General features: G+C 63.2%; 20 protein-coding genes. 13 read left to right on the top strand and 7 right to left on the bottom strand.

The genetic code is table 11. From position 1 onward, the window contains the following. The first annotated feature begins 204 nt into the window (after positions 1-204). Both CLV45_RS10140 and CLV45_RS10135 read left to right on the top strand, forming a co-directional pair. Positions 205-4,797, top strand: coding sequence for a PAS domain S-box protein (locus tag CLV45_RS10140; RefSeq protein ID WP_100336240.1), 4,593 nt, complete (start codon positions 205-207; stop codon positions 4,795-4,797). 8 nt (positions 4,798-4,805) lie between these two features. After that, a complete protein-coding gene (locus CLV45_RS10135; protein ID WP_100336239.1) occupies positions 4,806-5,774 on the top strand; it encodes an NAD(P)H-quinone oxidoreductase in 969 nt (322 codons plus the stop codon). Positions 5,775-6,061: 287 nt separating this feature from the next. Here the strand turns inward: CLV45_RS10135 and CLV45_RS10130 are convergent, their stop codons facing one another. Beyond that, entirely contained in the window at positions 6,062-6,679 is a 618-nt protein-coding gene (locus CLV45_RS10130) for a thioredoxin family protein (protein ID WP_100336238.1), read from the bottom strand. Positions 6,680-6,707: 28 nt separating this feature from the next. Further along, positions 6,708-7,190 (bottom strand): TlpA family protein disulfide reductase, encoded by a 483-nt coding sequence (locus CLV45_RS10125; RefSeq protein ID WP_100336237.1) that lies wholly within the window; start codon positions 7,188-7,190, stop codon positions 6,708-6,710. 241 nt (positions 7,191-7,431) lie between these two features. Between CLV45_RS10125 and ispG the strand changes: the two genes are divergently transcribed. The 4 genes from ispG (at position 7,432) to CLV45_RS10105 (ending at position 11,695) form a co-directional block, all read left to right on the top strand. Continuing rightward, the gene (ispG, locus tag CLV45_RS10120) at positions 7,432-9,501 is read left to right on the top strand and encodes a (E)-4-hydroxy-3-methylbut-2-enyl-diphosphate synthase (protein ID WP_100336236.1); all 2,070 of its coding nucleotides are present in this window, start codon (positions 7,432-7,434) and stop codon (positions 9,499-9,501) included. Between the two features lie 367 nt (positions 9,502-9,868). After that, complete coding sequence (locus tag CLV45_RS10115; protein WP_100336235.1) at positions 9,869-10,528, top strand: NAD-dependent epimerase/dehydratase family protein; 660 nt, start codon at positions 9,869-9,871, stop codon at positions 10,526-10,528. A gap of 66 nt (positions 10,529-10,594) precedes the next feature. After that, a complete protein-coding gene (locus CLV45_RS10110; RefSeq protein ID WP_100336234.1) occupies positions 10,595-11,254 on the top strand; it encodes an HAD family hydrolase in 660 nt (219 codons plus the stop codon). Between the two features lie 120 nt (positions 11,255-11,374). Then, on the top strand, positions 11,375-11,695 hold the full coding sequence (locus CLV45_RS10105; protein ID WP_100336233.1) for a DUF6984 family protein: 321 nt from the start codon (positions 11,375-11,377) through the stop codon (positions 11,693-11,695). A 26-nt stretch (positions 11,696-11,721) separates the two neighbouring features. Here CLV45_RS10105 and CLV45_RS10100 read toward each other — a convergent pair whose 3' ends face one another. Continuing rightward, positions 11,722-12,180 carry a nuclear transport factor 2 family protein gene (locus CLV45_RS10100; protein WP_100336232.1) on the bottom strand — a complete coding sequence of 153 codons (459 nt, stop codon included), beginning with the start codon at positions 12,178-12,180 and terminating at the stop codon, positions 11,722-11,724. A 385-nt stretch (positions 12,181-12,565) separates the two neighbouring features. Between CLV45_RS10100 and CLV45_RS10095 the strand changes: the two genes are divergently transcribed. From CLV45_RS10095 to CLV45_RS10085, 4 genes are all read left to right on the top strand, one after another. Beyond that, positions 12,566-13,291, top strand: a complete 726-nt coding sequence (locus CLV45_RS10095; protein WP_100336231.1) for a phytanoyl-CoA dioxygenase family protein — start codon at positions 12,566-12,568, stop codon at positions 13,289-13,291. Positions 13,292-13,432: 141 nt separating this feature from the next. Beyond that, entirely contained in the window at positions 13,433-13,609 is a 177-nt protein-coding gene (locus CLV45_RS25150) for a DUF6728 family protein (protein WP_170061838.1), read from the top strand. A gap of 92 nt (positions 13,610-13,701) precedes the next feature. Beyond that, positions 13,702-14,070, top strand: a complete 369-nt coding sequence (locus tag CLV45_RS10090) for an MmcQ/YjbR family DNA-binding protein (RefSeq protein WP_100336230.1) — start codon at positions 13,702-13,704, stop codon at positions 14,068-14,070. Between the two features lie 139 nt (positions 14,071-14,209). Beyond that, a complete protein-coding gene (locus CLV45_RS10085; RefSeq protein ID WP_100336229.1) occupies positions 14,210-16,783 on the top strand; it encodes an alpha-amylase family glycosyl hydrolase in 2,574 nt (857 codons plus the stop codon). A 97-nt stretch (positions 16,784-16,880) separates the two neighbouring features. On the opposite strand, the gene CLV45_RS25465 is transcribed toward CLV45_RS10085, so the two are convergent. Further along, positions 16,881-17,015 carry a hypothetical protein gene (locus CLV45_RS25465; protein ID WP_262496871.1) on the bottom strand — a complete coding sequence of 45 codons (135 nt, stop codon included), beginning with the start codon at positions 17,013-17,015 and terminating at the stop codon, positions 16,881-16,883. Between the two features lie 383 nt (positions 17,016-17,398). Between CLV45_RS25465 and CLV45_RS10080 the strand changes: the two genes are divergently transcribed. Next, positions 17,399-18,613 (top strand): Bcr/CflA family multidrug efflux MFS transporter, encoded by a 1,215-nt coding sequence (locus CLV45_RS10080; protein WP_100336228.1) that lies wholly within the window; start codon positions 17,399-17,401, stop codon positions 18,611-18,613. A gap of 255 nt (positions 18,614-18,868) precedes the next feature. On the opposite strand, the gene leuS is transcribed toward CLV45_RS10080, so the two are convergent. Both leuS and CLV45_RS10070 read right to left on the bottom strand, forming a co-directional pair. Then, complete coding sequence (gene leuS, locus CLV45_RS10075; protein WP_100336227.1) at positions 18,869-21,646, bottom strand: leucine--tRNA ligase; 2,778 nt, start codon at positions 21,644-21,646, stop codon at positions 18,869-18,871. A 135-nt stretch (positions 21,647-21,781) separates the two neighbouring features. Further along, on the bottom strand, positions 21,782-22,441 hold the full coding sequence (locus tag CLV45_RS10070) for a hypothetical protein (RefSeq protein ID WP_100336226.1): 660 nt from the start codon (positions 22,439-22,441) through the stop codon (positions 21,782-21,784). A 458-nt stretch (positions 22,442-22,899) separates the two neighbouring features. Between CLV45_RS10070 and CLV45_RS10065 the strand changes: the two genes are divergently transcribed. Both CLV45_RS10065 and CLV45_RS10060 read left to right on the top strand, forming a co-directional pair. Further along, complete coding sequence (locus CLV45_RS10065; RefSeq protein WP_100336225.1) at positions 22,900-23,493, top strand: FMN-dependent NADH-azoreductase; 594 nt, start codon at positions 22,900-22,902, stop codon at positions 23,491-23,493. A 123-nt stretch (positions 23,494-23,616) separates the two neighbouring features. Next, entirely contained in the window at positions 23,617-24,150 is a 534-nt protein-coding gene (locus CLV45_RS10060) for a hypothetical protein (protein WP_100336224.1), read from the top strand. A 90-nt stretch (positions 24,151-24,240) separates the two neighbouring features. Here CLV45_RS10060 and CLV45_RS10055 read toward each other — a convergent pair whose 3' ends face one another. Then, the gene (locus CLV45_RS10055) at positions 24,241-24,978 is read right to left on the bottom strand and encodes a spheroidene monooxygenase (RefSeq protein WP_245882818.1); all 738 of its coding nucleotides are present in this window, start codon (positions 24,976-24,978) and stop codon (positions 24,241-24,243) included. Between the last annotated feature and the right edge of the window lie 6 nt (positions 24,979-24,984).

Here is a 24,984-nt window from a genome sequence, read left to right as displayed (position 1 = left end):
GGCGTAATAGCTGCTACGCGATGGCGCGAAGAAAGGCTAAAAAAAGCAATGACGCCGGCGAAACCACCATACCCGGCGGCCGGCCCGGGACGCTAAAAAGTGTCCGGCAAAGCAACAATCCGGCGGCGGAATGCTTCAGTTTGGGGGCTCTTGCGTATACTGCCCCGCCAGCAAGGAGCTTCTGCGGCCTGTTACGATTCTCTTATGCCTGCCCATCCCGACTATCAAGCTCTGTTTGCAGCCTTGCCCGGCATCCATTTGGCCCTCACCCCGGAGCTGACCATCGTAGCCGCTTCCGCCCGGGCGGCCGAAGTGGCCGGGCAGCCCCTGGATCAGCTGCTGGGCCAGGCCGCGGCAGCCGTCTTTGCCCCCGGGGCCGCGGCCGAGCAAGGCCTGGTCGGCGCCGAACTGCAAACCGGCGTCGCGGCCGTGGCCCGCTCCGGGGCCGCGCACGAGGCCCGGGCCGGAGGCTGGCAGCACCGCACCTGGCCGGTGTGGGGCCCCGAAAACGAGCTGCGCTACCTGCTGTACCGGGCTGAGCCCACGGTGGAAATTAAGTTGGAGCCCGCCGAAGTGTCCGCCGCCGACACCGACTACCGCCAGCTCTTCGACACGCTGCCCGTAATTGTGTGGACGACCCGCGCCGACGGCGGGGCCGACTACCACAGCGTGCGGTGGCTGGAATACACGGGCCTCAGCCTAGCCCAGGCCAATGCTGACGGGTGGCTGGCCGTGGTGCACCCCGACGACCGGGCCCGGGTGCTGGAAACCTGGCGCCAGGCCCGGGCCGCGGCCACCGACTACGCCGTGGAGTACCGCATGCGCCGCGCCGATGGGCAGTACCGCTGGCACCTGGTGCGCGGTATTCCGCGCCGGGATGCGGCCGGCGCCGTGACGGGCTGGACGGGCACCACGCTCGATATTCACGACCAGAAGCTAACCGAGCAGCGCCTGGCGGCCCAGGACCGCCACTTCCAGCAGATTCTGAGCCAGGTGCCCGCCCACATTGCCACCCTGCTCGGGCCCGACCACGTGTACGGCTTCCTCAACGAGCGGGGCAACCAGCTCTTCGGGGGCAAAGTGCGGGCGGGAATGCCCGCCGCCCTGGCCGTGCCCGAGCTGGTTACCAACGGCTACATCAAGCTCGTGGATGAAATCTACCGGACTGGGGAGCCGTTTGTCTTGACGGAAATGCCCATGGAGCAGCCGCCCGCCGCCGATGGCTCCGTGGCCACGCTCTACTTCGACGGCGTGCTCCAGCCCCTGACCGACGAGCAGGGCCAGACCCAGGGTATTCTGGTCTTTGGTATCGACGTCACGGAGCGGGTGGAGGCCAAGCAGCGCACGGCCGAGCTGATGGCCGAAATCCGGGAGCAGGACGCCCAGTTTCGGACCATGGTGGAGTCCCTGCCGCTCTTCATTTACATTGCCGACGACCAGGGACAGATTCTGTACATCAACCCCCAGCGCTACGAATTCACGGGCCAGCAGCCCGAGCCCGGGTTCCGCCACTGGACGGAACCCCTGCACCCCGAGGACCGGCGCCGCCTGCAGGCCGACTTTGCCCGGGGCCGCGCCCTGGGCCAGCCTTGGTCGGGGGAGTACCGCCTGCGCCGCCACGATGGGCTCTACCGCTGGCACCTGCTGCGGGCCGTGCCCCTGCGGCGGCCCGAAGACGGCTCCATTGCCCGCTGGTACGCCTCCAGCGTGGATATCGACGACCAGAAGCAGTTTCAGCGCCAGCTCGAAACCAAGGACGAATACCTGCGCCAGATCCTGACCCAGGCTCCGGCCATGATTGCCACGCTGGAAGGCCCCGAGCACCGCTACGCCTTTTTTAACGCCCGCTACGAGCAGCTCGTGGGGGGGCGCGCCGCGCTGGGCCGACCTGTGGCCACCGTGCTGCCCGAGCTGGCTGAGCAGGGCTTTCTGCCCATTCTGGACCAGGTATACCGCACTCAGCAGCCCTACGTGGGCCAGGAAATGCCCGTTTGGCTGACTGATCCGGCCACCGGGGAGCTGCGCCTGCACTACCTGAACTTTACCTACCAGGCCCTGCGCGACAATCAGGGCCAGCCCCAGGGTATTCTGGCGTTTCTGGTGGAAGTTACCGAGCAGGTGCTGGCCCGGCAGCGGGCTGAGGGCCTGGCCACCCAGCTGCAGCGCAGCGACGAGCGGCTGCGCCGCATGACCGAGGCCCTGCCCGTAATGACCTTTATCAACGATGCCGCGGGCCGCACCGAGTATACCAGCCCCCAGTGGCGGCAGTACGCGGGCTACCCCGAAAGTACCGACGTGAACGAGGTCTGGGACGCGCTGCTCCACCCCGACGACCGGGCCCGGGCCCGGGCCGAATACGCCGCTGCCCTGGCCGAAAAGCGGGGCTGGAACCTGGAAGTACGCCTGCGCCGCCACGATGGGCTCTACCGCTGGCACCTGAGCCACACCGTGCCCGCCCTTACCGATGAGGGCCTGAAATGGTACGGCTCCACGGTAGACATTCACGAGCAGAAACGCCTGAGCCAGGAGCTGGCCGCCAGCACGGCCCACTTCAGCCAGCTGCTCGAGGCCCTGCCCCAGCTCACCTGGACGGCCCGCCCCGACGACGGGCAGGTAAGCTACACCAACCGCAGCTTTCAGGCCTACACCGGCGCTACGGCCCAGGAGCTGCTGGGCACGGGCTGGGCCCGTTTCGTGCACCCGGATGATCAGACCACGACTTTTCAGGGCCTGCCCGCCGTCATCCGCACTGGCACCGGAGCTCAGACCGAGCACCGCCTGCGCGGGGCCGACGGGCGTTACCGCTGGTTTTTGGGCAACCTGCTGCCCCTGCGCAACTCGGCCGGCGAAATAACCCAGTGGCTGGGCACCAACACCGATATCGACGACCAGAAGCGGGTGCAGGAGCAGCTGCGCCGCCAGGACCAGCGCCTGAGCCAGATTCTGGGCCAGGCGCCGGCCATTATAGCCACCATGGACGGGCCCGAGCACCGCTACGCCTTCTTCAACGAGGCCCATAATGCGCTGATGAACAACCGCGCCGTACTGGGCCAGCCCCTGGCCGAGCTGCTTCCCGAGCTGGTCGAGCAGGGCTTTGTAGCCCGCCTCGACCAGGTGTTCCAGACCGGAGAAACCTTCGTGGGCCACGAGGTGCCGATTCAGCCCGTGGGCCGCCCAGCCGGCGCCCCGAGCCTCTATCTGGACCTGACGTTTCAGGCCCTGCGCGACGAGCAGGGGCAGATTTTTGGGGTGCTGGCGTTTGCCGTCGATACCACCGAGCGGGTGCGGGCCCGGCAGAGCGCCGGCGCGTTGGCCGCCGAAATCGGCCGCCGCGACCTGCGCCTGCGCCGCATGACCGAGGCCCTGCCCGCCGTGTCGTTTATCTGCGCCCCGGATGGCACGATGCAGTACCTGAGTCCGCAGTGGTACCACTACACGGGCCAAACCACCGAGCTGCAAACCGGCGACATCTTCACGGCCCTGGTGCACCCCGACGAGCAGCCCGAGGTGCGCCGCCGCCTGCGCCAGGCTCTCATGCGCGGGGAGCCCTGGGAACTGCACTACCGCCTGCGCCACCACGACGGGCACTACCGCTGGCAAATCAGCCGGGGCGTGCCCGAGTACGATGCCCAGGGGCAGGCCCTGCGCTGGTACGGCACTTTGGTGGACAATCACGAGCAGCGCGAGCTGCAAAACCAGCTGCAGCGAAGCGAAGAGCAGTTCCGCTTTATGGCCGAAAGCATCCCGCAGATTGTGTGGACTGCCCGCCCCGATGGACAGCTGGACTACATCAACCAGCGCTGGACGGAACTGACGGGCCGGTCGGTGGCCTATGCGCTGGAGTTTGGCTGGACCGAGCTGCTGCCGCCAGCGGAACGGGAAAATATTACGGCCAACTTCATGGCCGGCATGCACAGCGGTACCGATTATGAGCAGGAAAGTCAGCTGCTTTCGGCCCACGACGAGCGCTACCGCTGGTTTTTGCACCGGGCCACGCCCATGCGCGACGCGGCCGGCCAAGTGGTCAAGTGGTTTGGCACCAGTACTGATATCGACGACTTTAAGCAGGCCCGGCAGCAGCTAGAAGCCCGCAACCAGCAGCTGGCCCGCACCAACGCCGACCTGGACAGCTTCGTTTACACCGCCTCCCACGACTTAAAGCAGCCCATCAACAACATGGCCGGCATTTTCGAGGAGCTGACCCGCACGGCCTACTTCCGCGACCCGGAAGCCATTAAGCTCATCACCATGTTTGAGCGGGCCCTGCAGCAGATTCACCAAACCATTCACGACCTCTCCGACGTGGTGCAGCTGCAGCGCCGCCACGCCCTGGTGCCGGCCGAAAACGTGGACCTGGCCGCTCTAACCCGGGAAGTGCTGGCCAGCATGCAGGAGCAAAGCGCCGCGTTGCAGGCCGAGTTTAACCTCGATTTTGCGGCCCTGTCCACCGTGCGCTTCGTGCGGCCCAACCTGCAGAGCATCCTCTACAACTTGCTCAGCAACGCCCTGAAGTACGCCGAGCCCGGCCGGCCGCCCCGGGTGGAGGTGTCGGGCAGCCTGCAGGATGGCACCCCCGTGCTGACCGTGCGCGACAATGGGCAGGGCATCGATTTGGAGCGGCACGGCAGCCAGCTGTTTCAGCTGTTTCGGCGGTTTCATGAGCACGTTGAGGGCTCGGGCATGGGGCTGTACCTGGTCAACCGCATGGTGCAGCTCAACGGCGCCTGGCTCGAAGTCGACAGCGAGGTGGGCGTGGGCTCCACGTTCCGCATTTACTTTAAGGCCCAGGATTTCTGATTGTTCTCATGAAAGCCATTGTCATAACCCAGCCCGGGGCCGCCGCCGTGCTGCAGCTTCAGGAAAGAGAAAAACCCGTTCCCGCGCCCCATCAAGTCCTGATTCGGGTGGCCGCTGCCGGCGTCAACCGGCCCGACGTGCTGCTGCGCCAGGGCAAGTACGGCGGCGCCGCCGACGTGATGGGCCTGGTGCCCGGCCTGGAACTGGCCGGCACCGTGGAAGCCTGCGGCGCCGCCGTCACGCGCTGGCAGCCCGGCGACGAAGTCTGTGCCTTGCTCACGGCCGGGGCCTACGCCGAGTACGCCGTCGTCGAGGCCCGCCACTGCCTGCCCGTGCCCGCCGGCTGGACCCTGGCGCAGGCTGCGTCCTTGCCCGAAACCGTGTTTACGGTGTGGCACAACGTGTTTCAGCGCGGCGCCCTGCAGCCCGGCGAAATCCTGCTGGTCCACGGCGGCAGCAGCGGCATTGGCATCACCGCCATTCAGCTGGCCGCGGCCCTGGGTTCCCCGGTTTTGGCCACCGCCGGCAGCGCCGCCAAGTGCCGGGCCTGCGAGGAGCTGGGGGCCCAGCGCTGTATCAATTATAAGCAAGAAGATTTCGAAGCTGCCCTGCACGAAACCGGCGCCGACGTGATTCTGGACATGATTGGGGGCGACTACACGCCCAAAAACCTGAGCCTGCTCCGGGACGACGGCCGTCTGGTGTTCATCAACGCCACGCGCGGACCCCGGGCCGAGTTCAACGCCCTGGAAGTCATGCGCCGCCGCCTCACCATCACCGGCAGCACCCTGCGCCCCCGCTCCGCCGATTTCAAAGCCGCCCTGGCCGCTGAAGTCGAGCGGCACGTGTGGCCGCTGCTGGCCGCCGGCAAGTTCAAACCCGTTATCCACCGCACTTTCTCCCTGGCCGAAGCCGCCGCCGCCCACGAGCTGATGGAAAGCAGCGAGCATATCGGCAAAATCATGCTAATGTGCTAATTGGTAATGTGCTCAGGTGCTAATGTGGTTGAATGTGCTTGAATGTGAAGAATGTGAGAAATGAAAAGCGTGTGTCATTGCGAAGCCAAAGGCAGAAGTAATCCGTCCGCTGCTAGTGACTAGGGTCCTTTTACCAAAAAGCCCTTTCTCGTGAATACGGGAAAGGGCTTTTTTACTTAAAAGAGCTCAGTACATTTCAGAGGACGGATTGCTTTGGCTCACGCCTCGCAATGACACGGTTTTTCATTTCTCACATCCCCCACATTAGCACTTGAGCACATTAATCATTAGCTTTTTTTCCACTTAATCGTGCAGCCGATGGCTTTGGTGGAATTGGTGGCGGCGGGTTTGCCGGCCAGCAAGTCGGTCATGGCTTGCTCCACGTATTTGGTTTTGACCAGCTTGGCGTCTTCCGAGTTGTCGTCGATGGCGCCGATGTAGCTCACCACGAATTCGGAGCCCTGGCGGGTAACCACGTAGAGGTGGGGCGTGCGGGTGGCGCCGTAGGTGCGGGCTACCAGCTGGGTTTCATCCTGCAGGTAGGGGAAAGGATACTTTTTGCTGGCGGCCCGGGCCTTCATTTCGGCGTAGGAGTCGCCGGGCACGGTGGCCGCGTCGTTGGGGTTGATGGCCACCACGGGGTAGCCCTGGGGCGCGTATTTCTGGTGCAGGGCAATAATGCGGCTTTCGTAGGCCTGGGCGTAGGGGCAGGTGTTGCAGGTAAAGACGACGATGTAGCCCTTGACGGCCTTGTTATCGGCCAACGACACCGTTTTACCGTCCACGTTCCGAAGCTTGAAGTCCGCGACTTTGTCGCCGACCTGGTAGCCGGCCGGCCCCAGTACGAAGCCCGTGAGCAGCACCAGGGCCAGCAGGGCGGGGAAGAAGGAGAGGAGCTTTTTCATGGCAAGCAGGATGAGGTGAAGGATTTGACTACAAAAACTTATTGATTTCAGCCGTCAGCTCGGCCGGGGTAAACTCCTTTTCGAAGGTGGCCCGCCGGTTCTTTTTACCGTTCCAAATCAGCGTGAACGGAATGGCGCCCGACCATTTGGGGTCTACTTTTTCCAGGTAGGAGTTCGGGTCGGGCTCGTTGAGCAGCACCACTTCCGACTTCAGGCCGCGCTTGAGCACGAAGGGCTTGACTTTCTTATCGAGTTGGGAGGCGTAGTCGAGGCTGACCAGCAGCACTTTCACCTTTTTGCCGGCCTGGGTCGTGCTCAGCTGCTCAAACAGCGGCAACTCCTTGACGCAGGGCGCGCACCAGGTGGCCCAGAAGTTGACCACGTAGGTCGTGTCGTTTTGCCGGCTCAGGCGCCGCTGCAGGTCCGCGAATTTGATGACCGTAACCTGCTGGGCCCGGCCCGGAAGAGCCCACAGCAGCGCGGCGGCCAGCAGCAATAGAAAAGACTTCATGGAAGCATCGTTGATACAGAACTATAGACCGGCGGCCACGCGAAAAGTTGCCCCGCGGCGGCCGCGGTTCGCCTGTGGCCCGCCCCACGGCCTGCCGCCCCGGCCGGGCTGGTACCGCCCAACGCGGGCTTGATACCGGCCAAGCCCCGACGTGTCCCGCGCCCAAACCTTGCGTACCTTTGCCCGCCGCAACTTTACGCGACTATCCGTAGTTTTGACTACGCCTATCCAGTTTTTGAGCATGACCACTGCCTCCGCTTCCAAGATTTACTGCCCCAGCCTGACCGAATACAAGCGTCGCCTCTCGCGCGAGGTGAAAATCGGGGACCTGCCCATGGGCGGCCTCAACCCGATTCGGGTGCAGAGCATGACCACCGTAGACACCATGGACACCCTGGGCTCGGTGGAGCAGACTCTGCGCATGGTGGAAGCTGGCTGCGAGTACGTGCGCATCACGGCCCCCAGCGTGAAGGAGGCCCAGAACCTGCTCGAAATCAAGAAGGAGCTGCGCAAGCGGGGCTGCACGGTGCCGCTCATTGCCGACATTCACTTCACGCCCAACGCCGCCGAGCTGGCCGCCCGCATCGTGGAAAAAGTGCGCGTGAACCCCGGCAACTACGCTGACAAGAAGAAATTCGACGTCATTGAGTACACCGACAGCAGCTACGCGGCCGAGGTAGACCGGATCCGGGAACGGTTTCGGCCCCTGGTCCAGATCTGCAAGCAGTACGGCACGGCCATGCGCATCGGCACCAACCACGGCTCGTTGTCCGACCGGATTCTGAGCCGCTACGGCGACACTCCGCTGGGCATGGTGGAGTCGGCGTTGGAGTTTTTGCGCCTCTGCGAGGAGGAAAACTACTACGACGTGGTGCTCTCGATGAAGGCCTCCAATACCCAGGTAATGGTGCAGGCCTACCGCTTGCTGGTGCAGAAGCTCGATGCGGAAGGCCTGCAGCCCTACCCGCTGCACCTGGGCGTGACGGAAGCCGGCGAGGCCGAAGACGGCCGCATCAAGTCGGCCGTGGGCATCGGGACCCTGCTCGAAGACGGCCTCGGCGACACCGTGCGCGTATCACTCACCGAAGCTCCCGAAGCCGAAGCCCCCGTGGCCAAGGCCCTGATTGACCGCTACACCACCCGCGCCCTGGAGGCCAAGCCCATCCGGCCCTTAGTTGTTAGTTCTCAGTTGTCAGTTGTCAGTGAAAAGAACGACCTAACAACTAACAACCAACAACTGACAACTAACATCCCCATCGACCCCTTCCAGTACTTCCGCCGCTACACGCGGGAGGTGCAGAACCTGGGCGGGCAGAACGTGCCCCGGGTGATGGTAGATATTTCCCGGCTTTCATCGGTGGAATATGCCGATCTGCGGGCCGTGGGGCACTTGTACTCGGCCTTCCTCGACAAGTTTCAGATGAACGACCTGGGGGCCGACTACCTCTACAGCGGGCAGCGGCCGGTGCCGTTTATGCTGCCCAACGGCCTGAAGGAGGTTGTCGACTACAGCGCCTGGCTCGACGGCGGTGCCCGCCCCGACCACTACCCGGTGCTGACCCCAGCCGAGTACGCCGTGGCCGGCACCCGGCACGCCGAGCTCAACTTCGTGTTCCAGACCCTGGACTCGCTCACGCCGGCCGCCCTCGACCAGCTCCGCCAGGATACCACGGCCGTCGTGCTGCTGCGCACCGACAACGCCCACGCCATGCCCGAAATCCGCCGGGCGTTTTTTGAGCTGCTCAATAATGGCATTACCAACCCGGTGATTATCCAGCGCCAGTACCCCGCGCTGACGCCCGAGCAAACCCAGCTCTACGCCGCCACCGACGTGGGCGGCCTGCTGCTCGACGGCCTCGGCGACGGGGTAATTCTGAGCACCGAGCTGCTGCCCGAGCGCCCGAAAAGCGAGTGGCTTCAGACTCTGGACCAGCTCAACCAGCTCAGCTTCGGCATTCTGCAGGCGGCCCGCACCCGCATGTCTAAGACCGAGTACATCAGCTGCCCCAGCTGCGGCCGGACGCTGTTCGATTTGCAGGAAACCACGGCCATGATCCGCAAGCGCACCGACCATTTGAAGGGCGTCAAAATCGGCATCATGGGCTGCATCGTGAACGGGCCCGGCGAAATGGCCGACGCCGACTACGGCTACGTGGGCGTGGGTAAGGGCAAAATTGCCCTCTACCGCGGCCAGGAAGTCATCAAGAAGTCGGTGCCCGAGGAGCAAGCCGTGGACCAGCTCATCGAGCTCATGCGCGAGGATGGCAAGTGGCTGGAGCCCGTGGTGCTGGCCGAGCCGGTGGGGGTGTAGACCTCGCCTCTAGACGATGAGGTTATTGCTGTTTCTCATCTGTGGCTTTGCGGGCGCAATTCTGCTTGCCAAGTTGCTGAACCTGGATAAGCGGCCCAAATGGATATTGGGCGGCGCATTCGTAATTGCTTGTGGATTTGCCGTACTGGGCGCCTATGAGGGATGCGCAGATAAATGGAATTCTACGTCTATTGGTAGACACGGAAATTGTACGCACCGCCGAAGGGTAAAAACCCATCTGAACATCTATGGCTGGTGCGGCCTGGCCGGTAGTCTGCTGATCATACTGGCGACGCCCGCTGATTCTAGGAAAAAGTAAACGGGTGCAGCGCTAAAACATCCGCCCCGCTCACCCGTCTACCTTCCCATGAAGATCAAAGCAATTCTGACCGGGGCTACCGGGATGGTGGGCGAGGGGGTGCTGCACGAAGCCCTGAACAGCCCCGACGTGGAGCAGGTGCTTAGCATCAGCCGCCGGCCCTCGGGCGTGACGCACCCCAAGCTGCGCGAAATTATCCATGCGGACTTTCACGACCTGACCCCGATTCAGGACCAGCTCACGGGCTATAACGCCTGCTTCTTCTGTTTGGGCGTCTCGTCGGTGGGTCTGCAGCAGCCCGAGTACCAGCGCCTGACCTACGATTTGACCCTGCACTTCGCCCACACCCTGCTGCCCCGCAACCCCGAGCTGACGTTTTGCTACGTCTCGGGCGCGGGCACCGACAGCTCGGCCCACGGCCGCAGCATGTGGGCCCGGGTGAAGGGCCGCACCGAAAATGACCTGTTGGCGCTCGGCTTCAAACAGGCCTATATGTTCCGGCCCGGTTTCATGCAGGCCACGCCCGGCCTGCGCCACACGCTGCCCTACTACAAGTACTTCGGCTGGCTGTACCCGGCGCTGCGGCGCTTTTTGCCCCGCTACGTGTCCACGCTGGCCGAGCTGGGGCAGGCCATGCTCAACGTGGTGCGCCGGGGCTACCCCAAGCCCGTGCTGGAAGTGCCCGACATCGTGGTGCTGGCCCGGTAAAGCACTCTGCGCTCCTCGGCGGGAACTGTCGCCTTGGTGAAAGAGGAGGAGTGCTACCTTTACCGCATGATTCGCACCGTCATTTTTGATATGGACGGCGTGCTCGTCGACACCGAGCCGCTCCACCACGACGCCTTTTTTCGCCACTTCGCCGAGCTGGGCATTCCGATGACAGCCGCCGAGTACGCCACCTTCCTGGGCGCCTCCACCCGCAACGTGTACCAGGAGCTCAAGGCCCAGTTCGGACTAAGGGAGGAAGTAGAAACCCTGATTCAGCGCAAGCGGGAGCTGTTCGGCAAATCCTTCGACGAGTCGACGACGCTAGAGCTGCTGCCCGGGGCGCGGCCCCTGATTGAGGATTTGCACCGGGCCGGGGTGCCCCTGCAGCTGGCTTCGTCGGCTTCGAAGGAAACCATTGCCCGGGTCTTTACCCGCTTCGGGCTCTACCCGTACTTCGACAACCTGATCAGCGGGGAGGATTTTCCCCGGTCCAAGCCCGACCCGGCCATTTTTCTGCACGCGGCCCAATTGGCCGGGGTTCCGCCCCACGAGTGCCTGGTTATCGAGGATTCGGCCAACGGCGTAACGGCCGCCAAGGCCGCGGGCATGGCCTGCGTCGGCTACAAGAGTGAGCATTCCGAGGGCCAGAACCTCGACCACGCCGACCGGGTGGTGGCCCACCTGGGTCAGCTCAGCGCCACCGCTATTCAGGCCTGGCCGGCGTAAGGGCCGCCGCGTACTAAGCGTTGCAAGGCGGAGCAGAAGCGGGTTGTGCTTCGGTTGGGGGCTGCCTTTTCCGGCGCGTTATCGTATGTAACAGCAGCACTAGAAACCGGACTTCGTCTGATGGCCACTCGTCTGCTCAAACTGCCCGAGCTGGGTTTGCTCCTCTTCCTGCTGCGTGGTCTGCCCCAGGCTGAGCACCTGCTAAGTTTGCTTTACCGCATCGAAGTCGTGGAGCTGGATGAGGCGCTGACCGGCAGCCTGCGCTTCGTGAGCCCGCAGGCCGAGCGCCGCCTGGGCGAGAAAATTGCCAGTACCCGCTTCCTGGACGAAGACGGCGTGCCGGTTTTCGTCTCGCTCTACCTCGACCAGCGCGGGGAGCTTTACGAGCTGGACTGCTGGAAAGTAGACGACACGCCGCTGCGCCGAATCCCCGCATTCTAAGTTGATTTGCAGCTACTTGCCGTTGTCTACTTGCAGCCGTCCTTGCGGCGAGTGTCGATGATGTGCACGATTTTCCAGCCTGCGGCGAATTTCACCAGCTGAAAGGAATTGTAGCCGCAGTGGCTGAACTTGGGCCCCACGTAAAACTGGTAGGGCGTCCAGACACTGGCCAGGTTGGCATCCACGAGCACCTGCTCGAAGCTGATTCGCTCATCGTACACCTCCGGATGCGGGGTGCCGACGAGCTGGAGAAACTCCGCCGCTTTTTCCGTGCCCGTTTGCACCGTGCCGCTGCGGCTGCTGATGGTGTGCAGCACCACGCCCGGGGCCAGCGTGCTGCGCACCAGGGCACTGTCGCCCCGGCGCATACCGTCGAAAAAGGTGGTAATGGTTTTTTTTACGGCGGCCGTTTCGGCGGCGGAAGTCTGGGCAAAGGCCGCGGGAGCCAGGGCCCACAGGCCGGCGGCGAGCAGAAGTTTTTTCATCAGCTGAAAAAGTAGGTGGGGAGAATATGCCAAGGAAACGGGTTCGGCCGGGCAGTTGCACGCGGGCCGGGCGGGCTAGTCCTTAGCGAAGCGCTGCCCCACGGCCTGCCCGGGCGCCTGTAGGCGGAGTAGGTAGAGGCCCGTGGGTAAGTCGGCCACCGGTATAGCCTGGTTGGGAATGAGCGTACCGCTGCGGACGGCACTGCCCCGGGCATCATTCCAAGCGGGTGCCGGGAGAATAATTGGCTTTTATAGGTACAGCTGAATGAGCTGCCGGCCGGTAAGAGTCTGGTTCCGCCGGCTCTTACCGGCCGGCGACTAAGCGCCGCATCGGGTAATCTGACGTAGCTTGCCGGCTCATCCTTTCATAGTCTTCCTGCGCAGTATGAGCTTTCCTTTGCCCGAGCTGACGGATTCATTGCACGCGGCGGGCTTTGTGCTGCTGCCCAACCTGCTGAGCCCGGCCGAAACGGCTGCGCTGCTGCACGCCATTGCCGGGGCTCCCGCTGCGGGGCCCGGTTTCCGCCGTCACCAAGACCTGTTTGCCATTCGCAACGTGCTGGGCGAAATTCCGGCGTTGCAGTCGATTCTGGTTGCCACTCAACTACCGCAGCTGCTGGCGGTCCTGTTTCCGTCGGGCTGCCACCTGGTCAAGTCCATCTACTTCGACAAGCCTGCCCATTCCAACTGGCTCGTGGCGTGGCACCAGGATCTGATGATTAGCGTGGACGGCCATACCGAGCTGCCCGGCTACGGGCCCTGGACGCGCAAGCCCGAGGGGGTGGCCGTGCAGCCGCCCCGAGCAGTATTAGAGAACATCTGCACCATCCGCCTCCACCTTGATGCCTGCGACGCCGACAACGGGGCCCTGAAGGTAGTGCCGGGCTCCCACCGGGCTGGGCCGCTGCTCGGCCCCGAGCTGGCCGCCCGCACCACCGGGGCCGTCGTCTGTGCCGTACCGGCCGGCGGGGCCATGCTCATGAAGCCTCTGCTGCTGCACGCCTCGGACCGCAGCCGCAGTGCCCGTAGCCGGCGCGTGCTCCACCTCGAGTTTGCCTCCGCGCCGCTGCCGCCGGGCCTGCAGTGGCGGGAAAAGCGGCAATTGACGTAGCGTCTAAATCGGCCGCGCCAGATGGCTACCCTTGTGGTTTGGGTGGCCGGGCGGCCGCGAATATTTCGGAATCTATTTACCTTGCCGGCAAATCTTTCCGCCCGTCTGGGTGTTCTGTTTCTGTACCAAATCCTCCCCGCTATGGACGGCCGTAACCTGTTTAACTTTGGTCCTGCACTCGGATATTTCTTCCGCAAGAACGACCCCAACCGCAAAACCAACTTCAACCTGCGCACGATGCACTTCATCAATAAGCTCAGCATGGCCATGTTCCTGGTCGGCCTGTGCGTGGTGCTGTATCGGTTATTTACGCGCTAGAGAAGCCAGTAACTCCATATATCGGCCTTCGGGCGGCTGTCGGGCCGTTCGAAGGCTGCTGTTTTTAAGCTCTTTCCAGCGGCTGCTCCCGTATGAACATCGAAGAATTCCGCGACTATTGCCTGCTCAAAGCCGGCGTCAGTGAAGAAACCCCGTTCGGCCCCGAAACCTTGGTCTTCAAGGTCGGCGGCAAAGTCTTCGCCCTCACCGATATCGACACCTTCGGTAGCATCAACCTGAAGTGTGACCCGGAGCGGGCCGTGGACCTGCGCGAGCAGCACGACTACGTGCGGCCGGGCTACCACATGAACAAAAAGCACTGGAACACGGTGCTGGTCGGCACCGGCGTACCCGCCGGGCAGCTGCGGGAGCTGATTGACCATTCCTACGACCTGGTGCGGGCTTCGTTGCCCAAAAAGCAGCGCGAGGAGCTGGCTGCTCAGGAGCAGGAGCAAGCCTAGCCGCGCGGGCCGGCTGGGGGCCTTGGTCCGCGGCTGGGCAAGCGTAATTAATTACGCAACTTACTTGCGGAAATAGGCAGCAAAAACGCCGGGCCGACAGGTTTTGGGTTGTATCTTCGGGGCTACCTTTTTCCTGCCCATGAAACACCTTTTCGCAGTTTTTTGCTGCCTGCTGGTCGGCTCCCTGGCCCAGGCCAACCAGCTTACTTTTCGAGTGGATATGAGCCGGCAAACGGTGCCGGCCGCCGGCGTCCACGTGGCGGGCAGCTTCCAGGCCGCCGCCGGCTTTGGCGCCAACTGGAACCCGGCCACCACGGCCCTCACCGACGCCGACCACGACAACGTCTGGGAAGCAACGGTCAACGTGCCGGCCGGCGTCTACCTCTACAAGTTTGTGAACGGCAACGGCTGGCCCGGGGCCGAGCTGCCGCCCGCCAGCTGCGGCCTGGACGACGGCGGGGGCAACGTGAACCGGCAGGTGGTGGTGGGGGGCTCCAGTGTGCGCCTGCCCATCGTGGCTTTCGGGGAGTGCGCTACCCAGCTGCGCTTCGCCGTGGACATGACCGGGCAAACCGTGGCCAGCGGCGGCGTGCACGTAGTTGGCAACTTCCAGGCCTTGGCCGGCTACGGCACCAATGACGATGCCACGGCTATTCCTTTGCTCGACGACAACGGCGACGGGGTGTACGAGGTGCAGCTGTCCTTGCCCGCGCCGGGCCGTTTTCAGTACCGCTTCGTGAATGGCAGCACCCTGGCCGGCGCCGAAACCGTGCCGGCCGGCTGCGGCAGCCCGGATAACTCCGGCACCCTGACCCGGGTGGTAGACGCCACGGCGGCCGTCAATACCCCGCCTGCCCTGTGTTTTGGCCAGTGCACCGCCTGCAGCGGGGTGCCGCCCACCGGCTACACCACCCACTGGTGGAACGACGCGGTGTTCTACGAAGTATTCGTGCGCAGCTTCTACGACAGCAACGGCGACGGGCAGGGCGACTTCGCCGGCCTGATTCAGAAGCTTGACTACCTCAACGACGGCAACGCCGCCACCACTACCGACCTGGGCATTACGGGCCTGTGGCTGATGCCCATGATGGAGTCGCCGAGCTACCACGGCTACGACGTGACCAACTACAAGGCTACCGAGCCCGACTACGGCTCCATGGCCCAGTTTGAAGCCTTTCTGGCCGCCGCCCACCAGCGCGGCATTAAGGTCATTATTGATTTGGTGCTCAACCACTCCTCCAGCCAGCACCCCTGGTTTCAGCAGTCGGCCAGCAGTCCCACCAACGCGTACCGTAACTGGTACCTATGGTCGCCGACTGATTTGGGATTCGGCCCGTTTGGGGGCAGCGGCTGGCACCTGCGCAACGGGCAGTACTTCTACGGCGCTTTTTGGGATGGTATGCCCGACCTCAACTGGCGCAACCCCGACCTGAAAGCCGCTATGTGGGACGCCAGCCGCTTCTGGCTGCAAAAAGGCGTGGATGGTTACCGCCTCGACGCGGTGCGCTACTTCGTGGAAACCGGCTCCACCACGGGCGACACGCCCGAAACGTTGGCCGTGCTGGAGGAATTTCACGACGTCATTAAAGCTGAAAACCCGGCGACCCTCTCCGTGGGCGAGGCCTGGACCAGCACCCGCGCCGTGGTGCCCTACGTGCAGAACGACCGGCTCGACCTGTGCTTCGAGTTTGACTTGGCCACGGCCATGATTACGGCCCTCAAACAGGGCAGCGCGGCCGGCCTGACCAGTCAGCTGAATCTGGTTAACAACCTGTACCCGCGACTGCAGTACGCCACCTTCCTGACCAACCACGACCAGAACCGCGTCTTCGACGAGCTGGGCAGCAACGTAGCCCGCATGAAGCAGGCCGCGGCCCTGTACCTGACCATGCCCGGCGTGCCCTTCCTGTACTACGGCGAGGAAATCGGGATGGCCGGCAGCGGCGCCGACGAGGACAAGCGCCGCCCCATGCAGTGGACGGCCGGCGCCCAGGCGGGTTTTACCACCGGTACGCCCTGGCGCGCCCCGAATGCCAACTACCCCCAGGTCAACGTGGCCGCCCAGCAGGCCGACCCGGCTTCTCTGCTCAATCATTACAAGAAGCTCATCGGCCTGCGCAACGCCCACGAGCCCCTGCGCAAGGGCTATTATTTGCCGGTCAGCACCGCCTCGGCGGCTACCGTAGCCTACGCCCGGGTGTACGGCCCCGAAGCCGTGGTAGTGGCCGCCAACCTGGGCAACAGCCCGGTAAGCAGCCTGGCCCTGTCCCTGCCCGTATCGACGCTGGCGGCGGGAGCCTACCGCGTCGTGGACCTCTACAGCGGGCAGGCTGCCGGGACCGTCACGCTCGATTCCCAAGGCGGCTTCAATAGCTGGACGGCCACGCTGCCGGCTCTGGCGGCCAACCAGACCTGGGTGCTGCGCCTGCAGCCCAGCGCCACGCTGGCCACAACCCGTCCTGCCGGGGCGGCGCTGACCCTGGCGCTGTATCCGAACCCCGGCAGCGGGGCCGTCCGCCTCACGCTGGACACGCCCGCTGCCGCTCCGGCCCAGGTGCAGGCCTTCGACCTGACCGGCCGCCTGGTGCATTCGGCCCGCTTCGAGGGCAAAAGCTACGCCCTGAACGTGAGCAACTGGACGCCGGGCACCTACTTCGTGCGGGTGCAGGCAGGCTCGGCCGTGGCCGTGCAGCGCCTGGTAGTGGGCCGCTAAACCCACCCCGGTTAAGTTAAAAGCAGTACCGCTCCAAACGCAAAAATCCCCTGGCAGCCCAAGGCGTCAGGGGATTTTTGCGGGTAGGCCGCGACGCTCACGCCCGGGGCCGCCGGCCCGGCCGCTGCTTGCGTTTCAGGGCTACCCGCTGACTTTGGTATTTGGCGTACTGGTCGGCCGACAAAATGGCCTTGAGCTCCGTTTCGGTGTCGTCTGGCAATTGGCGCTGCATGATTTCGGGAGTTGGGTGAGTGTTGCTTGGGGCTGACTGTCAGCTACTAACCGGCTGGCTTACTTCAAAACTACCGGCTCTCCCAGGCTATGCAGCCGGTAATCGGCCAGCGGCGCAATTGCCTCGACCGGGGCCGGGTTTTGTCCGCCACCGCCGGGGTTGCGCCTCCTGCTTGGCCCACGAACCGGAAGCTGAACCGCTTGGGCCCGGCCCGGATTGCCGTACCTTGCCCAACATGCGGCAGGGCGGGAAACGAGCGGGGCACGGTGGCACGAGCACGCTGGCCGTCCCAGAGTTTTTGGGGCTTGGTCGGGAAGCCGGCAAACGGGCCGCCCGAAAAATCCCTTCCCAACCGCCCAATTCTAGCTTCTACCGCTGATTTGATGCGCAATAGTACTGCCGGGCCTACCAGTCTGATCCTGCTGCTGGGTTTGCTCACTGCCTTCGGGCCCATGAGCATTGATATGTACCTGCCCGCTTTTCCGGCTATTGCCCGCGAATTTGGCGTGTCGATATCGGCGGTGCAGTTTACCCTGGCTTCCTATAATATCGGCATTGCCCTGGGCCAGCTGCTCTACGGCCCGCTGGCCGACCAGCTGGGGCGCAAGCCCAACCTGCTGGCGGGTATGCTGCTCTACGGCCTGGCCGCCGTAGGCTGCGCCTTTGCCACGTCCGTCGATAACCTGATTGTGGTGCGCTTCCTGCAGGCCGTGGGCGGCTGCGCCGGCATGGTGCTGGCCCGTGCCATCGTGCGCGACCGGTTTGGCGGCAACGAGTCGGCCAAGGTTTTTTCGACCCTGATGCTCATCATGGGCGTGGCCCCGATTCTGGCGCCCACCGTGGGCGGCCTCCTCATTGCCCACTTCGACTGGCGCTATATTTTCGGACTGCTGGCCGTGCTGGCTGCCTTTACCCTGGTCTGCATTGTGGCGGTGCTGCCCGAAACCCTGCCCGCCGAGCGGCGCAATCCCCTGGCTGTGCGCAACTCCTTTCGGACCTACGCCGCCCTGCTGCGCGACCGGGAATTCGTGGGCTACGCCCTGACGGCGGGCATGGTACAGGGTGGCATGTTCACCTACATTACCGGCTCGTCATTCGTATTTATGAAGCTCTTCGGGCTCAGCGAGCAGCAGTTCGGCATTCTGTTCGGCATGAATGCAGCTGGCATCATCACTGCCTCCCAGGTCAACAACCTGCTGCTCAAGCGCTACACGTTCCAGCAGATTCTGCGGGCCGTGACGGTGTTTTACCTCGGCGCGGCTCTGGTCTTGCTCCTGATGGCGGCCACGGGCTGGCTGGGCATCTACGGCATTGCCGTGCCGCTGTTCTGCACCGTGGGGTGCGTGGGCTTGGCCGTGCCCAACGCCACGGCGGGGGCCATGATGCACCACGGCCAGCAGGCCGGCAGCGCCTCGGCCCTGATGGGTACGCTCATGTACAGCTGCGGAGCCCTGGCCGCCATCAGCGTCAGCGCCCTGGCCAACAACACGGCCCTGCCCATGGCCGCCACTATTGCGGCCTGCGCCATAGCCAGTCTGTTGATTTTCAAAACGATGGTGGGAAACGTTAAGGTGGAAAAGCAGGAAGTAGCAGCGTAGCCTGTGCCCTTTCCTGATTTTTCGTCTGTCATCCTGGGCCTGCTCAGGACCTTCCTCGCCTATGTGAGGAGGCCCATTAAACGCAAAAAGCCCTTTGCCACCGGTGTGGTAAAGGGCTTTTGCACGTTGTCAGAGGCTATAGTGGGGTAGGCGAGGAAGGTCCTTCACTGCGTTCAGGATGACAGGTGACGAACATGCAAAAAAGGCCCGCCGGAGCAAACCGGCGGGCCTTTTACTTGCCAAGCAGTAGCACGTTTACACCACCACGTTGACCATGCGGCCGGGCACGACGATGAACTTCTTGGGCTCCTTGCCCTCGGCAAAGCGCGCCAGGAAACCGGACTCGCGCACGGCGGCTTCGATTTCGGCGGGGGTAGCGGCGGCGGCAAACTGCTGGGTTTCGCGCACCTTGCCGTTGATGGCCACCGGGTAGTTCACGGTGTCTTCCACCAGGTACTCCTCCTTGAACTCCGGATACGCGGCCGAGCTGATGCTGCCGGCGGCGTGGCCCAGCTTTACCCAGAGCTCCTCGGCCAGGTGGGGGGCGTAGGGCGAAATCAGGATGGTGAGGGGCTCCAGGATGGCACGCTTGTGCGAATCGAGGGCCGTCAGCTCGTTTACCGTAATCATCAGGGCGCTGACGGTGGTGTTGAACGAGAACTTCTCGATGTCCTCTTCCACCTTCTTGATGGCCTTGTGCAGGGCCTTGAGCTCGGCGGGCGTGGCTGCTTCGTCGGTTACGGCGAAGTCGCCGTCCTGGGGATGATAGAGGCGCCAGAGCTTCTTGAGAAAGCCCGCCACGCCGCTCATGCCATTGGTGTTCCAGGGCTTGAACTGCTCCAACGGGCCCAGGAACATTTCGTAGAGGCGCAGCGCGTCGGCCCCGTACCGGTCAATCAGCACGTCGGGGCTCACCACGTTGTACTTCGACTTCGACATCTTCTCGACCTCCACGCCGCACACGTACGTGCCGTTGTCCTCGAGAATGAACTCAGCCGTAGCATACTCGTCACGCCACTTCTTGTAGGCTTCGACGTCGAGTACGTCATTCTCCACGATGTTCACATCCACGTGCAAGGCGGTAGTTTCGTGCTGGTCTTTCTTGCCCAGCGTCACAAACGTATTGGTGCCGTTGATGCGGTACACGAAGTTGGAGCGGCCCAGAATCATGCCCTGGTTGATGAGCTTCTGGAAGGGCTCGGCGGCGGTTACCAGGCCCAGGTCCTTCAAGAACAAGTGCCAGAAGCGGGAGTAGAGCAAGTGACCCGTAGCATGTTCTGCACCACCGAGGTATAAGTCTACGTTCTGCCAGTACTGCTCGGCTTCCTGGCCCACGAAACGCTCGTTGTTGGTGGGATCCATATAGCGCAGGAAGTACCACGAGGAGCCGGCCCAGCCGGGCATGGTGCTCAGCTCATACTCGTACTGACCCTTGTACTTCCAGTCCTTGGCCCGACCCAGGGGCGGCTCGCCGGTTTCGGTGGGCTTGTACTCGTCAATTTCGGGCAGTACCAGCGGCAAATCCTCTTCGGCCACGCCGTAGGCCACGCCGTCCTTGTAGTAAATCGGGATAGGCTCACCCCAGTAGCGCTGCCGGCCAAAGATGGCGTCGCGGATGCGGAAGTTGGTTTTGCCTTTGCCGATGCCGCGCTCCTCGAGCTGCTGAATCAGCGTCTGGGTAGCCTGCTTGTAATTCTGGCCCTGGATGAGGCCGTGCAGGTAGGTGCCTTCCTTGGTGGGGTCGGCCTGCTCCTCAATCTGCTGCTGATCCACGACCTGCACGATGGGCAGGTTGAAGTGCTTGGCAAAGACGTAGTCGCGCTGGTCGCCCGAGGGCACGGCCATGACGGCGCCGGTGCCGTAGCCGGCCAGCACGTAGTCGGCAATCCAGATCTGGATGGGCTCGTTGCTGAAAGGATTGATGCCGTAGGAACCGGTGAAGGCACCCGACACGGTTTTGGTGTCGGCCATCCGGTCGCGCTCCGAGCGGCGCTTGGTGGCGTCGATGTAGTCCTGGATTTCGGCCTGCTGCCCGGGCGTGGTCAGCTCCTTGACCAGCTCGTGCTCGGGGGCCAGCACCAGGAAAGTCGCGCCGTAGATCGTATCGACGCGGGTGGTATACACCTTGATCTGGGCCTGCTCGTGGCCTTGGACCTGGAAGGTCACCTCGGCACCAATGGACTTACCAATCCAGTTGCGCTGCATTTCCTTCACGGCCTCGGGCCAGTCGATGTGGTCGAGGCCTTGCAGCAGGCGGTCGGCGTAGGCGGTGATGCGCAGGTTCCACTGGGGCATCAGCCGACGTTCCACGGGGAACCCGCCCCGCTCCGAGAGGCCGTCCTTGACCTCGTCGTTGCTGAGCACCGTACCCAGGCCGGCGCACCAGTTCACGTACGTGTCTGACTGATAAGCCAACCGGTAGGGGTGAACGGCCTGGAGCTTTTGCTTTTCGCTCCACATCTGCCACTGGCCGGCCGTGAAGTCGTGGCGCTCCTCTTCGTCGCCGGCGGCCCGCACGCCCTGGCTGCCGTTTTCGGCAAACTTGGTGAGCAGAGTTTTCAGCGGCTCGGCGCGGTCGGTTTCAAGGTTGTACCAGCTATTGAACAGCTTGAGGAAAATCCACTGCGTCCACTTGTAGTAGCTAGGGTCGGAGGTGCGGACTTCGCGGCTCCAGTCGTAGCTGAAGCCCAGGCTGCTGAGCTGCTCGATGTAGCGGGCAATATTCTCGCGGGTGGTTTTTTCGGGGTGCTGGCCGGTCTGGATGGCGTACTGCTCGGCGGGCAGGCCGAAGGAGTCGAAACCCATAGGGTGCAGCACGTTATAGCCCTGCAGGCGCTTGTAGCGCGTCACAATATCGGAGGCAATGTAGCCCAGCGGATGACCCACGTGCAGGCCCGCCCCCGAGGGGTAGGGGAACATGTCGAGCACGTAGTACTTGGGCTTGGTCGAGTGGTTATCGGCCTTGAAAGTGCTGTTCTCTTTCCAGTGGGCTTGCCACTTCTTCTCGATATCTTGGGGATGGTAGCCGGGCATGGGCAGTTGTAATGCTGTGGTTCGGAACGGGCGAAATTACGGGCAATTGCTGGGAATGGCTAATTCCCGCGGCCCCGACCCCAAATCGGCCTTGCTTTGCTTGCTACCCCTCTACTGCGCCGGGTCGGTTGCCGATTACAGCACCAGGCTCAGCTTAACGGCCGCTTCGGGTACCAGCGTGGGAGGGTAGCGCTCGTAGCGCAGGGCGCTGCCCGTATCGTGCCGGTCCCGCAGCTCATCGGTCAGGCCAAGGCCCAGGTAGGCATCCAGCAGGCCGTGGCCGCCCAGGCGGCGCTGCAGGCCCCAGACCAAAGCCACCGAGGTGCGCTTATACTGCCAAGTAGGTGTCAGATAAGTGGTTTTTACCCAATGAGTAGTCGATTGCAGGGCCACGTAATTGCCGCTGAACGGTCCGGGTTTGCGGCCTTTCTGCTGGCGTTTCGCCAGGTTATAGTACCGCCGGATTCCGGCATCGAAACCCAGCCGGTTGGGCCCCACGGACCGGGAGTTGCCGCCGCCGAAGAGGTAGATGCCGCCGAAGCCATTGGCGGACAGGTTCCAGCCCGGCCGCAGCGCAACTTCCGCCCCGAGCGCCACCGGCAGGGAAAGGCCGGAAAAGCCCCCAAGCTCGTAGCCGCGCGTAAGGCCGGTACCCAGCTTGAGGAGTAGCTTTTGGGGGCGGGCCGCCCGAGCAGCCTGGGTTGAGTCGGGGAGGAGCCGCGTTTGGGCCGGGGCCGCCGGAGCCCCGGGTAATAAAGCCAGTAGTACGAGCAGCTGAGTAGAGGCAAGCAGCATAGAATCAGAAAATAACGGCGGTTTATTCGTGGTTTTTGCCCGCACGGCATAAAGCCAAATGTAGGCGCTGCTAGCTAGATTAAAGTCATACTGGCCGAGCTGCCGCCGGAAAAAAGCTAGTAAATCCGCTTGAACCCAAGCTTTGCTTCCCGGCGTGCCCCATGCCCTTTTTATTGTAGCTAAGCAATAACTATTCCCTCCGGTAGAGGCTGGTTTGGAGGCATAGCATGTCAAGGGACGGAGATTATTCAGGTTGTAGAAAATAAGTTAAATTAGTTATTTACATTGTTATATAATTAGTGGGGTATTCAGTCCATCTGCTTCTGGCCGTTGGGGCGAAAGGCGGGTGAAGGTCAGGTATCAGCCGCTAGTGAAATATAAGACCGGACAATACGATTTTATCGATGTGCCGCAGTTGCGTCGGCTTGGCTGTCTTTTTTCACTTAACCCCCTGATGTATGCATGTGCTGGTAGTAAACTCAAGTGGCCGGACCGCGCTGTCGGTTAGCCGTCAGCTGGTGGCCGAATTGGTGACCGAACTCGTGGCTCAACAGCCCGCTTCGCGCATTACCTACCGGGATGTGGCGGCCGGGCTGCCGTTCGTCGATGAAGTGATGATCAGTGGGCTCTACATCGCGCCGGACGAGCAAACGGCCGAGCAACGCCAGGCCCTGCGGTTGTCAGACCAGCTGGTTGCGGAGGTGCAGGCTGCGGATGTATTGGTCATTGGGGTGCCGATTTACAATTTCAGCATTCCGGCGGCCCTCAAAGCCTGGATCGACCAGATCGTGCGGGCGGGCCTCACGTTTGCTTTTCTGGAAAGTGGCTACGCGGGGCTGCTGCACGGCAAAAAGGTTTACCTCGTCGTGGCCTCGGGGGCCGTTGAAGTCGGTAGCTCCCTGGACTTTGCCACGCCTTACCTGCAAGGGCTGCTGGCCTTTATTGGCCTGACCGACGTGGAAGTTATCAGCGCGGCCCAGCTTAGCCTACTGGGTGAGCAGCCCATTGGCGCGGCCCGGGAGGCCATCCGGCAGGTGCACTCCGTGGCCTGACGTTGCCGGCGGTTGCAGCCGGGCCAACTGGACTGCCAAGGGAGAAATAAAAGACTGAAAATTGCACTGGCTGGCCTATATTGCCGGCTTATGACCTTCTGTGCTACTTTTAATTTGTCTTTAATGAAGCTTCTTTCGATTCTGCTTGGTCTGCTGACCCTTACCACCGCGCCGGTGCTGGCCCAGCAGGCCCCGGCCAGCCTCCAGGCCCTGGACGAAACCTACGGCTACCGCGGCGCCCGTTTCGAGAGTGACACCAGCGCCTTCCGGGACCTGGCCCTGGCCGAAACGGCGGGCCAGACGCGCTACTACCGCCGCAAGAGTGAGCCCAAAACCCTGGGTGAGGGCGAAGTGGCCGACGTGACCTACGGCTTTTACCAGGGCAAGCTTAGCGTGATTTTGCTTAAAACCCGCGGCGTGACTAACAGCCGGGCCGTGCTGGCAGCTCTGCAGCAAAAAGCCGGCACGGGTACCCGCAGCAGCGCCTTTGCCCAGCGCTACGCCTGGAACGGTCGGAAAGTGCACATGAGCTACGACGAAAATGCCCTGAGCAACGACGCCGTGGTGGTGCTGACCTGTAAAAAGCTCAAGGAAAAGGAAATGAAACAGGCCCTGAAAACCCAGCCCACGACCAAGGCGGCTCCCATTGGGAGCTAGTTTTTGCGTTGCTCGTCAATCTGCAAAGCCCGGTTCGTCGCCGGGCTTTTTGCGTGTTGCGGTGGCTGGTTGCGCCCGCCGCAGCTTGATTTATACCAGGCCCTCCAGCGGGTTGTTGCCGTCGAGGGTGCCCTGGCTGCTGAGCACCCCGAAGCGGGCAAACAGCTCCTCGCCGTACCATTTTTCCTGGCGGGTACGCTGAATTACGCCCTTGTGGGCGGCCCCGCGGTAAGCATACTGCTGCATGGCCTGGGCCGACTCCCAGACGCTGAACGTGGCCTGCCGTACAATCGGAATTTCGCCCAGGCCAATGGCGGCCCGCACGCCCTCGGCCTGGGCAAAGGCGGCGCTGGTAGCCGGCACGGCCCGCCAGAACTGCGGCGCCTTCCAGAGCTTGATAGATGCGCGGGTCAGGACGGCAACCGGTCCATCGGCCGGTGGGGCGGCAGCGGCAGTCTGGTAGTCAAACGGGTTTTGGCCGTCCCAGAGGCCGTGGGCCTTGAGCGGGGCTAGGTGCAGGGTCCAGATTTCGGCGCTTTGCTGCTCATAGGCTTGCCACAGCGGGTGGGCCGCCCGGAAAGCGTCGGCCGCCGCCTCGGTTTCCCACACGGCCAGCAGGGCGTAGCGGCGAAAATTGGGTTTCAGGCCAAAATCAAAGCCGCTGCCCAGCATCTTGAAAAAGCGCAGGCCCGCCACCTGCTGTAGCTGCCGGGGCGCGGTGCCCATGCGGGCCAGGCCCCAGCGCGTGGTACCGGGCTGCAGGGTGAAGATGGTCAGGGTAGTAAACAAGGGCAGAGGCAGAGTAGGGGCGGAAGGAAGTTCGGCCATGGGTGG

It is taken from the genome of Hymenobacter chitinivorans DSM 11115, assembly GCF_002797555.1.
GTDB classification, from domain to species: Bacteria; Bacteroidota; Bacteroidia; order Cytophagales; family Hymenobacteraceae; genus Hymenobacter; species Hymenobacter chitinivorans.
Note: the sequence above shows the minus strand (reverse complement) of the source record. Positions and strands in the feature narration are given on the sequence as shown.